At 67.1% G+C, this 14,974-nt stretch carries 12 protein-coding genes; 6 read left to right on the top strand and 6 right to left on the bottom strand.

Annotated elements, in window-relative coordinates; all coding sequences use genetic code 11:
* The first annotated feature begins 259 nt into the window (after positions 1-259).
* Positions 260-2,401 (top strand): helicase-related protein, encoded by a 2,142-nt coding sequence (locus COGEMETH_RS05565; protein WP_238181613.1) that lies wholly within the window; start codon positions 260-262, stop codon positions 2,399-2,401.
* 153 nt (positions 2,402-2,554) lie between these two features.
* Here COGEMETH_RS05565 and COGEMETH_RS05560 read toward each other — a convergent pair whose 3' ends face one another.
* Entirely contained in the window at positions 2,555-2,974 is a 420-nt protein-coding gene (locus COGEMETH_RS05560; protein WP_238181612.1) for a winged helix-turn-helix transcriptional regulator, read from the bottom strand.
* A 136-nt stretch (positions 2,975-3,110) separates the two neighbouring features.
* Here COGEMETH_RS05560 and gstA point away from each other — a divergent pair, with 136 nt between their 5' ends.
* The 4 genes from gstA to COGEMETH_RS05540 all read left to right on the top strand — a co-directional run bounded on the left by gstA (position 3,111) and on the right by COGEMETH_RS05540 (position 6,402).
* Positions 3,111-3,728: a glutathione transferase GstA gene (gene gstA, locus COGEMETH_RS05555; protein WP_238181611.1), complete on the top strand. Its 618-nt coding sequence runs from the start codon at positions 3,111-3,113 to the stop codon at positions 3,726-3,728.
* Between the two features lie 189 nt (positions 3,729-3,917).
* On the top strand, positions 3,918-4,529 hold the full coding sequence (locus tag COGEMETH_RS05550; protein ID WP_238181610.1) for a YceI family protein: 612 nt from the start codon (positions 3,918-3,920) through the stop codon (positions 4,527-4,529).
* Between the two features lie 60 nt (positions 4,530-4,589).
* The gene (locus COGEMETH_RS05545) at positions 4,590-5,201 is read left to right on the top strand and encodes a cytochrome b (RefSeq protein WP_306421724.1); all 612 of its coding nucleotides are present in this window, start codon (positions 4,590-4,592) and stop codon (positions 5,199-5,201) included.
* 145 nt (positions 5,202-5,346) lie between these two features.
* Positions 5,347-6,402 (top strand): hypothetical protein, encoded by a 1,056-nt coding sequence (locus tag COGEMETH_RS05540; RefSeq protein WP_238181608.1) that lies wholly within the window; start codon positions 5,347-5,349, stop codon positions 6,400-6,402.
* Between the two features lie 603 nt (positions 6,403-7,005).
* Here the strand turns inward: COGEMETH_RS05540 and COGEMETH_RS05535 are convergent.
* The 5 genes from COGEMETH_RS05535 to COGEMETH_RS05515 form a co-directional block, all read right to left on the bottom strand.
* Positions 7,006-8,043: an ABC transporter ATP-binding protein gene (locus COGEMETH_RS05535; protein ID WP_238181607.1), complete on the bottom strand. Its 1,038-nt coding sequence runs from the start codon at positions 8,041-8,043 to the stop codon at positions 7,006-7,008.
* Positions 8,040-9,095 carry an ABC transporter ATP-binding protein gene (locus COGEMETH_RS05530; RefSeq protein ID WP_238181606.1) on the bottom strand — a complete coding sequence of 352 codons (1,056 nt, stop codon included), beginning with the start codon at positions 9,093-9,095 and terminating at the stop codon, positions 8,040-8,042. Before COGEMETH_RS05530 ends, COGEMETH_RS05535 begins: the two co-directional genes overlap by 4 nt.
* Positions 9,092-10,024 carry an ABC transporter permease gene (locus COGEMETH_RS05525; RefSeq protein WP_238181605.1) on the bottom strand — a complete coding sequence of 311 codons (933 nt, stop codon included), beginning with the start codon at positions 10,022-10,024 and terminating at the stop codon, positions 9,092-9,094. Before COGEMETH_RS05525 ends, COGEMETH_RS05530 begins: the two co-directional genes overlap by 4 nt.
* Before the next feature lie 13 nt (positions 10,025-10,037).
* On the bottom strand, positions 10,038-10,991 hold the full coding sequence (locus COGEMETH_RS05520) for an ABC transporter permease (RefSeq protein WP_238181604.1): 954 nt from the start codon (positions 10,989-10,991) through the stop codon (positions 10,038-10,040).
* A gap of 79 nt (positions 10,992-11,070) precedes the next feature.
* Complete coding sequence (locus COGEMETH_RS05515; RefSeq protein ID WP_238181652.1) at positions 11,071-12,693, bottom strand: ABC transporter substrate-binding protein; 1,623 nt, start codon at positions 12,691-12,693, stop codon at positions 11,071-11,073.
* A gap of 400 nt (positions 12,694-13,093) precedes the next feature.
* Between COGEMETH_RS05515 and COGEMETH_RS05510 the strand changes: the two genes are divergently transcribed.
* The gene (locus COGEMETH_RS05510) at positions 13,094-14,749 is read left to right on the top strand and encodes an ABC transporter substrate-binding protein (protein WP_238181603.1); all 1,656 of its coding nucleotides are present in this window, start codon (positions 13,094-13,096) and stop codon (positions 14,747-14,749) included.
* Positions 14,750-14,974 lie beyond the last annotated feature (225 nt).

Raw genomic sequence — 14,974 nt, 5'->3', positions numbered from 1 at the left:
TTCATTCTATCGCCTGTTATGTCGGGTATCCGACCGTTTTCTCGACATTGCGCCATGCACTGTGGAAAGTGTCCGAAAGCGCCCGCCATTTTGTCTGGAAAACGTGTCGCCAATTCATGTGTCGATAAATCGGTCTTCATTCAAAACCAGGAATGCAATGAGGCAACGTCCGCTCTCTCTGATCGGCGTTTGGGAAGTTCGCCAAGGCGCGCCGCCCCCGCGTGCTTGATCTGCAGCCGCGCGACCGAAAAGGTGGGACATGGCTCGCAAGCGCAACCACCTGACGACCGACATCCTGGCAGATGCCCTGCATCGGCTCGGCATCGGAGCCGCTGCGATAGACCGCGAGGCTTTGCGCCTTCGCATGGACCTGCCCGAGCACAACGGATTCGTCGAGGATGAAGCGGTCGCCGCCGCTCTCCGGGACGGTGGAGCACGGCGCGCCTTCCTCGCGACGGGCGTCGCCGCCCTTCGTTCAACGATCCCGGCGCTGCGGTCCGAACCTGGGCGCGACGACGACCTCGTCTGGCGGCTTCGGGTGAGCATTCCGCTCCTGGACGACGGCCGCCTCGACCTCCGCCTTGACGCCCCGCCCGGCGAGTCGGCCGCAGAGATCCTGGAGGAGATGGCGTTGGGCAACGACCCGACCCGACGACTGGACGACCTGCGCGCGGCTCTTGCCGAGACCGCCGCCGAACTCGAAGGCACGTTGCGCCGGGCGGTCGCCCGGCTGCGCGACCAGATTCGCGACGACCTTCACGCAATCGGCGCGGATGCGCCGACCTACATCGCACATCTCGACCGATCGCTCCGCGCGCGGGTTTTTACGACGTCGCCGAACCTCGCACACGCCATCGGCGAGACGCTCAAGACCGTCCGCACTCGGGCGAAGGTGGTGGCGCGCGAGGAATCCGGCCGGCGGCGCCTGCGCGACCGGGTCGGATTCGGCGGCTACATCGACAAGTTCGTGCCCGCCCGCCGGCTGAACCGGCAGATCGTCTTCCACATGGGCCCGACCAACTCCGGCAAGACATACGCGGCGCTCGAAGCGCTGGCGAAGGCGCAGACCGGCACCTATCTCGCGCCGCTGCGCCTGCTCGCGCTGGAGAACTACGAGGCGCTGCTGGAGCGCGGGCTTCGTGCCGGCATGGTCACCGGGGAGGAGGTTCTGGGCGAGCCCGACCCCAGCCACACCGCACGCACCATCGAGACCGCGGATCTACGCCGCCCGGTCGATGTCGCGGTGATCGACGAGATCCAGATGCTGTCCGACCCGGACCGCGGCTGGGCCTGGACCAACGCGCTGTTCGGGATCCCTGCGAAGACCCTGATCGTCTGCGGCTCGGACGACGCGCTCTCGCACGTCCGCCGCGCGGCGGAGGCGGCCGGCGAATCTCTCGACGTCGTGACCTTCGAGCGAAAAACCCCGCTGGTGGCGCTGGATGCGCCCGTCCCGTTCGAATCCGTGCAGGCTGGGGACGGCGTCGTCGCCTTCTCGCGCCGCGCCGTGCACGAGATTCGCGAGATCCTGGTGGCGGCCGGGCGAAGCGTCGCGACGATCTACGGCGCTCTGTCCCCGGAGGTGCGCCGCGCCGAGGCGCGGCGGTTCCGCGACGGCGAGGCCGAGGTGCTGGTCACCACCGACGCGATCGGCATGGGCCTGAACCTCGGGCCGCTCAAGCGCGTGATCTTCTCGGCAGTCATGAAGTGGGACGGCACCGCGACACGCGCGCTCACCAACCCGGAGATCCGGCAGATCGCCGGCAGGGCCGGACGTTTCGGCCATCAGGACGAGGGCCACGTCTCGGCCACGGACGATGCGAGCCTCGGACCGATCCGCGACGCACTCGCCGGCGCCCCGACGGCACCCGCCGCCGACACCCGGTTCTACGTTAGGCCGGATCTGATCGCGATAGAGGCGGCAGCCCTGGAGCTTGGAACCGCGTCGCTGGCCGAGGTGCTGGCCCACTTCTCGCGAGCCACCTTCTACGACGGCTCGCCGTTCCAGCCCTCCGAGATGGAGGAGGCGCTGGAAGCTGCGCGCGCGGTCGACAAGGCGCAGCTACCGATCCGCGAGGCCTTCGTCTTTGCGGTCGCCCCGATCGACCGGCGTGACGCGGCCTCGAAAGCCGTGCTCGACCGTTGGGTCCAGGCCCGAGCCGCGGTAGCGTCCGTCCCCGCGTTGCGGGCCAACGTAGACGGCGAACTCGACGACCTCGAGCGCACGGTCAAACTCGCCGCCGCCTATCTCTGGCTGAGCCGGCGCTTCCCCGACACGTTCGACGAGGTCGAGGCGACGAAGGTGCTGCGCAGCCGTGCCAACGCAGCAATCGAGGCGCAACTTCGGAAAACCGCGTCGCACAAGGTCTCCGCGCGGGTCAGACCTCGCGCAATTGCCTGATGCGGTGATCGCGCCCGGAACTTTACAGCATATCCACCCAGTATCCGTCTGCCGGACCGAAATAAACTCAGCAGAGTGGACATGATCACGTAGGCTGGTTTCGACCCAACGTAGTCGTAGGAGTCGGTCCAAACGCTGCCCGGGAGCGGCCGCTCATTCCAACGCCGTTCTGACGGGATCTGCGTCCGAAGCGGCTATTCGCCCGCGCGAAGCCGCTCCGCTCGCCTTCTCCGACGTCGTCCGAAGATGCAGCTTCGTACCGACCTCAACGATCGCACGGATGGCCGGGATGAGCTCCTCGCCGAGATTGGTCAGGGCATATTCCACGCTCGGAGGGCTCGTCGGCAAGACGGTGCGGGAAAGTACGCCGCGTTCTTCAAGATCCTTCAGCCGCCCGCTGAGCACCTTGGCCGAGATCACCGGCATCGCGCGGCGCAGCTCGGAGAAGCGGCGCTGCCCCTCGCTCAGGTTCCAGATGATCTCCGGTGTCCAGACACCGCCGAGCAAGCTCATGCAGGCGGACATCGGGCAGCCTGGCGGCGGCGCGACCTTCTTTCGCAGCTTCAGAAACATGACATGCATCCAGGCACGAGACGGCGACTTGGTTTCCCGGGCGATACCGAAAAATGACGGTCACCGGAAGTTACCGGGTTTCACACGGTAACGATACCTTCTAGCTCTCCGATCACATCGAAACCGGAGAAACCCCATGAAGCTGTTCTACGCCCCCGGTGCCTGCTCGTTGTCGCCGCACATCGTGCTGCGTGAGCTCGACCTGCCCTTCGAACTCGAGGCCGTCGATCTCAAGACCAAGACGACCGCATCCGGCGCGGATTTCACGACCATCAACCCGAAGGGTTACGTCCCGGCGCTTCAGCTCAATGACGGCGAGGTCCTGACGGAGGGCGCGGCCATCGTGCAGTACTTGGCTGACAAGCACGCGCCTGGCACGCTCGCCCCCCTCGCCGGCACGGTCGAGCGCGCGCGGCTCAACGGACACCTGAACTTCATCTCGGCGGAACTGCACAAGGCGTTCGGACCGCTCTTCAACCCGGCACTTGCACCCGAGGCGCGCGAGGCGGCGTTGGCAAATCTCGGGCGCAAACTCGACGTGGTCGACAGGGCGCTCTCCGACAACCGCCCCTACCTCACCGGTCCGGACTTTACGGTCGCAGACGCCTATCTCTTCGTGGTGCTGAGCTGGACGCCGCACCTTGGCGTCGACCTCGCCCGCTGGCCACGCCTCGACGCGTTCAGCCGACGCGCTGTCGCGCGCACCGCCGTCCAGGCCGCGATGGCGGCGGAAGGGCTGCCGAAAGCGGCATAAAGCGCGAGGCGCACGACCGGACAGGCCTCATCCTGTGATCGACCGCGTCACTGCCTTTTCCCCAGCGGTCCCATCGCAAGCGTCACGGGCGAGCGCTTCGCCGGAGCGGCAGATCCGCCGGCCGGGCTCGCATGCGACACGACCCATCCTCCCCGGCGACACATCACCAACTCACCCAAGGAGATCCCTTTGAAAACGCTTATTGTCCCCACCGTCGCCCTGTCCCTCGCCCTGGCCGTTCCGGCCCTGGCGCAGACCCCGCCGACGCGCGACCCGGCCCAGATCCAGGCCGGCACCTACGCGGTCGACCCAGGTCACACCCAGGTCGGCTGGAAGGTCTCGCACATGGGCTTCTCGAACTATTCCGGCGGCTTCTCGGACGTCTCGGGCTCCCTGACCCTCGACCCGAAGAGCCCGGCGCAGTCGAAGCTCTCGATCAAGATCCCGGTCGCCTCCGTCGCGACCACCAGCGACAAGCTGACCGGCGAGCTCAAGGGCGACCAGTGGCTCGACGCGGGCAAGTTCCCCGACATGAGCTTCGTCTCGACCAAGGTGACGCCCGAGGGCAAGGACAAGGCGAAGGTGCTCGGCAACCTCACCCTGCACGGCGTCACGAAGCCCGTCACCCTCGACGTGACCCTGGTCGGCGCCGGCGCCAATCCGCTGAGCAAGAAGTACACGGTCGGCTTCGAGGCGACCGGCACGCTCAAGCGTACCGAGTTCGGGGTGAAGACCTACGTTCCGCTGATCGGCGACGACCTACACCTCACCATCGCCGGCGCCTTCGAGCGTCAGGACTGACACCTGCCGACAGGACGATGGGGAGCGATCATGTCCGAGGGAACGCGGCGATACACCCGCGTGGCGATCCTGCTGCATTGGCTCAGCGCGCTGTGCGTACTGGGCCTGCTCGGGATCGGCCTGCTGATGGTGCACGCGGACTTGGCGCCGCTTCGCCGGTTCCAGCTCTACCAGTGGCACAAGTCGGTCGGCATCACCGTCCTCCTGCTGACCGGGTTGCGCCTCGTCTGGCGCTTCGGCCACGCGCCTCCGCCCCATCCGGACGGCATGCCGGCGCGGGAGCGCCGCGCGGCTTCGGCGGCCCACCTGACCCTCTACGGGTTGCTGGTCGGACTGCCGCTCGCGGGCTGGGCCGTGGTCTCGCTTTCGCCCTTCAACATCCCGACGGTGCTGTACGGACTGATCCCGTGGCCGCACCTGCCCCTCTCCACCCGCATCGCCGATCCTGCAGCCGGCGAGGCCGTGATGAAGCGCGTTCACGCCTACGGTGCGTGGATCCTCGGCCTGCTCGTCCTGCTCCATGTGGCGGCAGCGCTCCGTCATCATTGGGTCCTTCGCGACGACGTGCTCCGTCGGATGTTGCCAGGATGGCGCGGTGGAGAGCCGGGCGACGGCGGTCATGGCCGCGGGACGCCGATTTTGAGGCCGCAGACCCTTATTCGGAACCGCTGACGGTGAGAGTTGGGCAGCAACCTTCAGGGTAGTCGTGAACTTCTCGATCGCGGGCGGAATAGGAGGCGCCTTTCCAACAAACCCATGGGCGATCGCTATCATGCCGAAACGCCCAAACCCGCCAGCCAGCATCGGGAGAGGTCAGGTGGATTGGTTCGAGCGGCTCGCCGGGTTCCGCGAAGGCCCATATGCGCAGACGCAGGCCGCGCTCAGCGTGGTCGACGGCCGGCTGCGGTGCCGGGGTACCGATCGACGCTTCGCCATCGGCACGCTGACGCTGCCGTCCCTGGCGGAGCTGCGGGCCGAGGCCGGCACCGTGCGCCGAACGGGCCGGCTGCGGCTGTCCCTCGTCGAGGGCGACGTGCGGGCCATGCACCGGCAGCCGGAGAATGCCGGCGCGCTGTTCCAGGTCGCCTCGCAGTTCAACATGCTGGAGATGACCAGCCCGAATGTCACGCCGGAGGATGGCGTCGCGGGCTATGCCGACGACCGGACGCAGGGGCCGGCCTGCGCCATGGCGGCGGGTGCGGCCACGATCTACCGCAACTACCTCGTCCCGGTCGCCGGCGGCATCGGCCAGACGGCGGATCGGCAGCTCGACGGCCTTGCCGATCTCGGCGCGGCCCTGGCGCAGCGCCTGGGCATCGGCACCGAGGCGTTGTGGACGATGCGCAACGGCTACGCGCTCGCCACCCGGGAGGGGCTCGACGCCATCGCCGCCGAGCTGCAGGCCGCCGATGCGGACACCCTGGACGACCTGCGCGGCCGGCTGCGGCTCGGCCTGCACAGGGATGTCGAGGTCACGGACGGACCGGCCCCGGGGCCGCGCGTCAGCCAGATCTTCTGCTCGGCGCTGCCGGTGGCCTATTCCGAGCATCCGGCCCCGGCCTGGGCCCTCTTCGCCCGCCTCGTGCTGGAGGCGGCCTACGAGGCCACGCTGCTGGCCGGATCGCTGAACGCCGCCCGTGGGTCCTCGAAGCGGATGTTGCTGACCCGGCTCGGCGGCGGCGCCTTCGGCAACGCGGACGATTGGATCGATGCCGCCCTGCTGCGGGCCCTGCGGCTCGTCGGCGACCAGGATCTCGACGTGGCCATCGTGAGCTACGGCCGGCCGTCCCCTGCCCTCACGGACTTCGTCAGAGCGTCCGGCTTCGGTCCAGTCCGGGATTCGGGCGACGGCGCGCACGGCGTGTCGACGTGAGCCTCGCCCTGGCCCCGACCACTCTGCCTCGGCTCCGACGACGCCGGCCGTAGGCATGGTCTGGCGGATGCGGGACTGCCTGATCGTGGCGCGTACCGTGCTCGCGGTGGCCGAGCCCTACGGCGACTGCTTGACCCATGCCGATGGCCACTACGAGCGCTGGGAAGCATGGCAGGCGCTGAGAGCTACCGGCCTTCGGAGTGCCGGATTGCCAGCCGAGAACGGGGTGAGCGAGTAAGACGACTGGCCGCGCGGACGGGTGGTGTACGAGGTCCCGCCCCGCCGCCTTGTCATCTATGCCGACCGGCGGCTGCAGCGTCCGGAGGTCGTCGCTCATCTGAGGCAAGGCTTCGGCCTCAATGATGCCGAGGTGACGGCACGTGGCGACCCACACGATCGCTGAGGGACGAGAGTTCAGCCGATACCGTTCAGGTCAAATGACTCTTGCCAATGCAATCGTGCCGAATAACAGCTCTCCTTGACGTATAACCGAAGCGAAATTCCTCATCTTTTCCGTCGCCACGCGGGCGATACACAATGTCGCTGATGCATGGGACGACGTGAGGCGGGACGCCCGTCGCATCCATTGGCCGACGGCTCTGGTCAGGCCGGCAGCGGCTCTATCGCACGCACCGGCGTTGGTCCGGCGCGGTAGGCGGACGCAGCCTCGTCCGTATGCCAGCAAGCGACCCGATGCCCGGGTGCGATCTCGCCGACCGGCGGCATCTCCGTCTGGCACCGTTCCTCGGCAAGGAAGCAACGTGGGGCGAAGGGGCAGCCCGCAGGGCGGTTGGCGAGGTCCGGCGGGCTGCCGGGGATGGTCTGGAGCCGCGCGCCCTTCTCGAGGGCGCCCTCCGCGCGGCTGCGCAGCAGGCCGATCGTGTAGGGATGGTGGGGATCGAGCACCACCTGATGCGCCGTACCCGTCTCGACGATCTTGCCGGCATACATCACGGCGATACGGTCGGCGACCTCGACGGCCGCGCCGAGATCGTGCGTGACGATGACGATCGACAGCCCGAGATCGCGCTGCAATTCGCGCAGCAGCAGCAGGACCTGGATCTGCACCGTGGCATCGAGCGCCGTCGTCGGCTCGTCGGCCAGCAGAACCTGTGGGTGACAGGCCAGCGCCAGCGCGATCATCGCCCGCTGGCGCATGCCGCCGGACATCTCGTGCGGGTAGTTGTCGAGCCTCCGCTCCGGGCTCGGGATGCGCACCCGCTCGAACAGGGCGAGCGCGCGCTTGCGGGCATCCGCCTTGGTGATCGTCTCATGGCGATGGATCGCCTCGGTGATTTGCTGGCCGACCGTATAGACCGGGTCGAACGCCAGCAGCGGCTCCTGGAAGATCATGGAGACGTCGCCGCCACGGAAATCGGCGAGCGCCCTTTTGCCGAGGGCCTGGACGTCCTTGCCGGCTGCGAAGATGCCGCCCTCGATCCGACTTCGGCTTTCCGGGAAGAGCCGCAGGATCGCGCGAAGGGTCACGCTTTTTCCGGAACCGGACTCGCCGATCAGCGCCAGCGCCTGGCCGCGCTCGACCGTGAGATCGACGCCGTCGACGACCTGAACCTTGCCGAAGGCGACGCGCAGATTGGATAGTACGACGGCCGGACCTGCGGCGGAGACGAGGGCGCTCATGCCGCCAGGGCCCCGGCGGGGGCCGCGGAATGACCGGAACCGGGCTGCCGCGCGAGACAGGCGACCCGGTGCAGGGGCGCGATGGTTTCCAACGGCGGTTCGATCTGCGAGCAGACCGGTTCCGCGAGGCTGCAGCGCGGGTGGAAGCGACAGCCCGAGGGTGGGTCGATCGGGTTCGGCGGATCGCCGGCGAGCAGGGCGGCCTGCGTCCGGTTGTTCGGGTCCAGGGACGGCATCGAGGCGAGCAGCGCCCGGGTGTAGGGATGCATCGGCGCCGCGAGCACCGCGTCCGACGGTCCGATCTCGGAAACGCGGCCGAGATACATCACCATGACCCGGTCGGAGATGAAGCGCACGACGTTCAGGTCGTGGCTGATGAAGATGTAGGTGAGCCCGAATTCCTGCTTCAGGTCGAGCAGCAGGTTGAGCACCTGCGCTTCCACGGACTTGTCGAGCGCCGACACCGCCTCGTCCAGGAGGACGAGCCGCGGCTCGAGGGCCAGGGACCGGGCGATGTTCACGCGCTGGCGCTGGCCGCCGGAGATTTCGTGCGGGTAGCGCCCCGCGAAGCGCTTCGGCTCCAGGCCGACGCGGGCGAGCAGCGCACGGGCTCGTTCGACCGCCTGCCGACCCGGCACGCCGTTGACCTTCGGGCCGAACGCGATCGACTGCTCCACCGTCATACGCGGGTTGAGCGAGGCGTAGCTGTCCTGGAACACCATCTGGACCTGGCGGCGATAGGCGCGCCACGGCATCGAGCGCTCGCCGACGGGCTGGCCGTCGTAGAGGAGGGTGCCGGTATCCCGCTCGATCAGCCCCATCAGAAGCTTGGCGGTCGTCGACTTGCCGCAGCCGGACTCGCCGACGATGCCGAGGGTCTCGCCCTTGAGCACCTCGAAATCGACGCCGTCGACGGCGCGGACGACCTGCTTCTTGCCGCCGCTCTTGCGCACCGGGAAGTGCTTGAACAGGCCGGAGACCGACAGGAGCGGCTGTGCGGGACCGCCGCGGTCGCGAATGAACGGGTCCGGGGTGTCGGGGATCACGCTCACTGGCGAATCTCCATGGCGTTCCGCAGCCCATCGGAGAAGATGTTGAACGAGATCGAGACGATGAAGATGCAGAGACCCGGCAGTGCCGCGACCACCGGATTGACGTAGATCGCGGTCCGCAACGTGTTGAGCATCAAGCCCCATTCGGGTTCGGGCGGTCGCACGCCGAGTCCCAGGAACGAGAGGCCCGACGCCAGGATCATCGAGACCGAGATCAGGCTGGTCGAATAGACGAAGATCGGCCCGAGCACGTTGCCGAGCACCTGAACGCGCATGATCGTCAGGGGCGACGCGCCCGAGAGCTTGGCCGCGTCGATGTAGTCGCGCTTGCGGATACCCGTCGTCACGCTCTCGGCCACGCGTGCGATCTGGGGGACGAACACGCAGGTCAGCGAGACGATCGAGTTGAAGATGCCGGCGCCGAGCGCACCGGACAGGGCGATGGCCAGCAGCACCGACGGGAAGGCGAAGAACACGTCGATGGTCCGCATCAGGATCGTATTGGTCCAGCCGCCGACATAGCCGGCCAGAATCCCGATCGCCGAGCCGATCACGAAGGCGATCACCACCGGCGTGACGCCGATGAACAGGGAGAGCCGCGAGCCCAGCATCAGCCGGCTGATCATGTCGCGGCCGAGCTCGTCCGAGCCGAGCCAGTAGGTGGCGTCGGCCACCGGCTTGAGGCGGCGCAGCATCGAGCCCTTGTAAGGGTCCATCGGCGTGATCCACGGCGACAGGCATGCGATGACGATCACGATCAGGATCACCGCGCCGGCGGCCACGGCGACGGGATCGCGCACCAGCCGGTGGACGACATGACCCCAGAAGCCGCGAGAGGCGACGAAGGCGCCGGATTCCGGCAGGGCCTCGGGGGCGGTGACGACGCCGCCATCGAGGGCGACCGAGGCGGCGGTGACGGGGACGCTCATCATCGTCTCCGGATCATGCGCGTTCGATGCGAGGGTCGAGGGCGGTCTGCATCACGTCGACGACGAGATTGAGCAGCACGAAGAACATGGCCAGGACGAGGATCGAGCCTTGCAACAACGGCAGGTCCCGCTGGAAGATCGCCGCGTTGAGGAGAAAGCCGGTGCCCGGCCACGCGAACACGGTCTCGATCAGGATCGAGCCGCCGAGGAGATAACCGAGCTGCAGACCCATGATCGCGAGCGCGGTGGGCGCGGCGTTGCGCACCACGTGCTTGAAGACGCCAAGCTCGTCCATGCCCTTGGCCCGCAGGGCCTCCACGAAGTCCTGTGCGAGGATGTCGGCGACGAGGGCGCGCACGGTGCGGGCGATGATGCCGGTGGGGATCACCGACATCGTCACCGCCGGCAGGATCAGGTAGCGCAGGTGGTCGAAATCCGGACGCCAGTTGCCCGAGCCGTCGGGGCCGGCCCCGGTCGGCGGAAGCCAGCCGAGCGTCGCCGAGAAGACGATCACCATCACCATGCCGAGCCAGTAATGCGGCACGCTCACCCCGAAGACGGAGAGCGCGGACGCGACCCGGTCGGCCAGGGAGTTTCGACGGTAGCCGGCGACGAAGCCGAACAGGACGCCGAAGGTGAAGCCGAGCGCGGTCGCCACCGATGCCAGGATCAGAGAATTGACGACGGCGCGGCTGACCTCGCCGAGTACCGGGCGGCCCGTGGCGATCGAGACACCGAGGTCGCCGTGAAGCACGTGCCAGAGCCAGATGAGGTACTGGACCGGCAACGGCTTATCGAAGCCGTAGGCCGCGCGCATGTCGTCGATGGTCTGCTGCGTCGCGTCGGCCGGCAGGATCGCACTGAGCGGATCGCCGGGTGCGAGGTGCACGAGCAGGAAGCAGACGATGCTCACGCCGAACGCGACCGGCGTGACGGCGACGAGGCGCTTCAGGATGTAGAGGAGCATCGGCTAGCCTCTGTCAATGATCCGGCGCCGTTCCAGGAGCGATCCGCTCCGCACGGGAGGACGATGAGAACGTCGTGGTTCACCGTCCCGCGGTCGCCATGGTGATCTTCGAGAAATCCTGAAACCAGTTCTGGGCCTGGACGAAGCCTTTGACCTTTGGACTCATCGCGCGCGGGTTCACGTCATGCGTGATCATGATGAACAGCGCATCGTCGACGAATTTCTCCTGGACTTTCTCCAAGACCTTGATCTGTTCGGCCTTGTCGAACGTGTTTCGAATCCCGTCGAACAGCCTGTCCATCGCCGGGTCGCTGTAGAAGCCCCAGTTCGTGCCGTTCGGCGGGGCGAAGTTGCTTTGAAGGTGGCGAATGAAGCCGGTGAACGGGTCCTGGATGAAGTACGAGTAGTTGATGGCGGAGACGCCCCGGGAAATGTCGGCCTTCGCCCCGGCGCGCCAGATGTTGATCAGCGTGTTCCACTCGACCACCTCGTAGTCGACCTGGACGCCGACCTCGGCGAGGCTCTGCTGGACGAACTCGTTCATCGGCAGGGGTTGCATCTGGCCCGAACCCGACGCCGAGATGGCGACCTTGAACGTCAGCGGCTTGGCCTTGCTGTAGCCCGCCTCCGCCAGAAGCTTCTTGGCAGCCTCGGGATCGTACTTCACGTCGAAGGTCGGATGCCCGAACCATTGATGGCCCGGGGGCATGAAGCCCTTCGCCGGTATCGCGAGGCCGCCGAGCAGTTCCTTCAGGCCGTCGCGGTCGATGGCGAGGTTGACGGCCTTGCGTACGCGGATGTCGTTCCAGGGCGAGCCCTCGACCCGGGACAGATGCCAGGTCCAGTTGTGTGGGTAGGCGTTGGTGACGATGGTGAAGCCGGCGCCCTTCAGGGACGCCACCGCGTCGGGCGCGGGCGCCTCGATCCAGTCGACCTGACCCGAGCGGAGCGCGGCCACCCGAGCATTGGCCTCGGGCAGCGGCACGAGCACCAGTTTGTCGAGCTTGGGCACGCGATCCTTGTCCCAATACGCCTTGAACGGCACCATCTCGGCGCGCTCGCGCGGCGCGAACAAGGTCAGCTTCCAGGGCCCGGTGCCGGACGGCTGCCTCGCAAAGGCGTCCCAGGACTTGCCGAGCGTCTCCCACTGCGCGGGGGAGGACATCATGATCCAGGCGATCTGGTACGGCAGCGTGGCGTCCGGCGCCTTGGTGACGATCTCGACCGTCATCGGATCGACGGCCTTGTAGCTCGCCACGGCGGGGATGCGGGTCTTGCCCTGCGCCGACTGGCGGGGGTCGTATTGCGGCGCGTCGGCCTTCAGGAGCTTGTCGAGGTTCCACACAACCGCGTCGGCGGTGAAGTCGGAGCCGTCGTGGAATTTCACGCCGGAGCGAAGCTTGAAGGTCCACTTGGTCTTGTCGCTCGGGTCGGTGGTCCAACGCGTTGCGAGGCCTGGGACAAGGTCGGAGGCGAGTTCGGCGCTCGACAGGTCCCAATTGATGAGCCCGTCATAGACCGTGTAACCCATGAACCGCATGCCCTCGCCGCCGTTGTCGGTCTGGCCGGTGGTCAGCGGGATGTCCGATGCGGTCATGCCGATCCGCAACGTGCCCTGCGCGAACGACGGCACGCTCGCGCAGAGAGCCAGCACGCCGGCCAGTGTCGCTCGGACACCGAACGCTTTCAGACGAGGCAGCATCAGAATTGGGTACTCGCTCGTGGCCGGGCCGAGGCGCCTCGATGACGCCAGCCTCATGCAAGCCACCGGCCAACGCTCCGTGGGCCTACGGATCGAACGATGCGGACGATTTGGGGAACGCCGGGCACTCCAGGCTGGCAGGTCGACAAAATGCCAAAGCAATAGGCAGAAAGCCCACAATCCGCTGCGCAGGGCCTATCATTGTTGCTCAACGGTCGTGCGCGGGCCGTTATACCAGGCCTCATTGAGGCATCATCATCCAGGCTTGGTGGCCGCGACTGTGGGGCGGCTGTCGTCCGCCGTAACGCATAGGTCCTGACCTATGGACCCGGTGTTCGAACGGAGTCTGCCGACAGGGCCTGGCAGACGATAGGTCTCCTCTCGCTAGGGATCGATTTCCATGGATCGCCAAAACCAGACCCGGCGCGGCGTCCTGCTGGGCAGTGCCGTTCTCGCCGCGCTCGGCGCCACGGGGACATCCGCGACCGAGGCACTGGCGCAGGCCGGCGGCACGCCGGTGCCGGGCAAGCCGCGGTCCGGCTCTTTGACCTACGGCATCTCGATGAGCGACCTGCCGCTCACCACCGGCCAGCCGGACAAGGGCGCCGGCGGCTATCAATTCACCGGGCTCACCCTCTACGATCCGCTGGTCGCCTGGGAACTCGATATCGCCGACAAGCCGGGCAAGATGGTCCCGGGTCTGGCGACCTCCTGGGAGAACGACCCGGCCGACCGTAAGAACTGGACGTTCCGCCTACGCGAGGGCGTGACGTTCCACGACGGCTCGGCCTTCGATGCCGATGCGGTGATCTGGAACTTCGACAAGGTCCTGAACAAGGAGGCGCCGCATTTCGACCAGCGACAGGCGGCGCAGGTGCGCCCACGCCTCCCCGGCGTCGCGTCGTACAAGAAGCTCGACGCCATGACCGTGCAGGTCACGACCAAGGCGGCCGACAGCCTGTTTCCCTACCAGATGCTGTGGTTCCTGATCTCGTCCCCCGCCCAGTTCGAGGCCGTGGGCCGAGACTGGGCGAAGTTCGCCTTCCAGCCTGCGGGCACGGGCCCGTACAAGATGGGCCAGTTGCAACCGCGGGTGCGCCTCGAACTCCTGGCTAACGAGGCCTACTGGAACCCGAAGCGGATGCCGAAGCTCGGCAAGCTGACCTTGTCTTGCGTGCCGGAGGACCTGTCCCGCGTGAACGCGCTTCTCTCGGGCAACGTCGATTTGATCGAGCTGCCGGCCCCCGATGCGGTACCGCGGTTGAAGGCGGCTGGAATGCGGATCGTCGGCAACGACACGCCGCATGTCTGGAACTACCATCTGTCGATGCTGGAGGGCAGCCCGTGGCGGGACCTGCGGTTGCGCAAGGCTGCCAATCTGGCGATCGACCGGGACGGTGTCGTGCAGCTGATGGGTGGGCTCGCCACCCCGGCGACAGGGCAGGTGCAACCCTCGAGCCCATGGTTCGGCAAGCCGACGTTCGCGATCAAGACCGACGTCGCGGCGGCCAGGAAGCTCGTCGAGGAGGCCGGCTACTCGGTGAAGAACCCGGTCAAGGCGACGATCCTGATCCCGACCGGCGGCACCGGGCAGATGTTGTCGCTGCCCATCAACGAATTCATTCAGCAGAGCTGGGCCGAGGTCGGAATCCAGGTCGCGTTCAAGACCGTCGAGTTGGAGGTGGCCTATACGGCGTGGCGTCAGGGGGCGGCCGATCCGAGCCTGAAGGGCGTATCGGCGGAGAATATCGCGTACGTCACCTCCGACCCGTTCTACGCGATCCTGCGCTTCTACGACTCCAAGCAGATCGCGCCCAACGGCGTGAACTGGAGCCACTACAAGAACCCCGAGGTCGATGCCCTATGCGATCAGGTCAAGGCCAGCCTCGACCTCGCCGAACAGGACAGGCTCCTCGCCCGTATCCACGAAATCGTAGTCGATGACGCAGTCCAGGTCTGGGTCGTGCACGATACCAATCCGCACGCGCTCTCACCGCGGGTAAAGAGCTATACGCAGGCTCAACACTGGTTCCAGGATCTCTCGACCCTGGCCTGAAATCGAAGTCCCAGCCCGATGCGGTGGATCGGGGTCTCTTCGACGCCGGTTTTATTCGGGCCTTGCCCTTTCGCGGAACGGCGAACGGGGATCGCGGCGGACCGAGAGACCCGGAGCCCGTCGTCACGTGATTGAACCGACGTCGGCGAGACAGAGGGCGCCGATGAAGCGGACGGTACGCCTTCCTCGTGCATGCGGGAGACCTTCGTTGCCGGCGCATCGCCA

The sequence above is a fragment of the Methylobacterium trifolii genome, assembly GCF_022179685.1.
Classification (GTDB): Bacteria; Pseudomonadota; Alphaproteobacteria; order Rhizobiales; family Beijerinckiaceae; genus Methylobacterium; species Methylobacterium trifolii.
This window is presented reverse-complemented; position numbering and strand designations above follow the sequence as displayed.

Excerpts from the sequence above, each read along its gene's own strand:
- COGEMETH_RS05565 (WP_238181613.1), top strand. The coding sequence starts at position 260 with ATGGCTCGCAAGCGCAACCACCTGACGACCGACATCCTGGCAGATGCC.
- COGEMETH_RS05520 (WP_238181604.1), bottom strand. The coding sequence starts at position 10,991 with ATGCTCCTCTACATCCTGAAGCGCCTCGTCGCCGTCACGCCGGTCGCG.
- COGEMETH_RS05510 (WP_238181603.1), top strand. The coding sequence starts at position 13,094 with ATGGATCGCCAAAACCAGACCCGGCGCGGCGTCCTGCTGGGCAGTGCC.
- COGEMETH_RS05535 (WP_238181607.1), bottom strand. The coding sequence starts at position 8,043 with ATGAGCGCCCTCGTCTCCGCCGCAGGTCCGGCCGTCGTACTATCCAAT.
- COGEMETH_RS05515 (WP_238181652.1), bottom strand. The coding sequence starts at position 12,693 with ATGCTGCCTCGTCTGAAAGCGTTCGGTGTCCGAGCGACACTGGCCGGC.
- COGEMETH_RS05560 (WP_238181612.1), bottom strand. The coding sequence starts at position 2,974 with ATGTTTCTGAAGCTGCGAAAGAAGGTCGCGCCGCCGCCAGGCTGCCCG.
- COGEMETH_RS05525 (WP_238181605.1), bottom strand. The coding sequence starts at position 10,024 with ATGAGCGTCCCCGTCACCGCCGCCTCGGTCGCCCTCGATGGCGGCGTC.
- gstA (WP_238181611.1), top strand. The coding sequence starts at position 3,111 with ATGAAGCTGTTCTACGCCCCCGGTGCCTGCTCGTTGTCGCCGCACATC.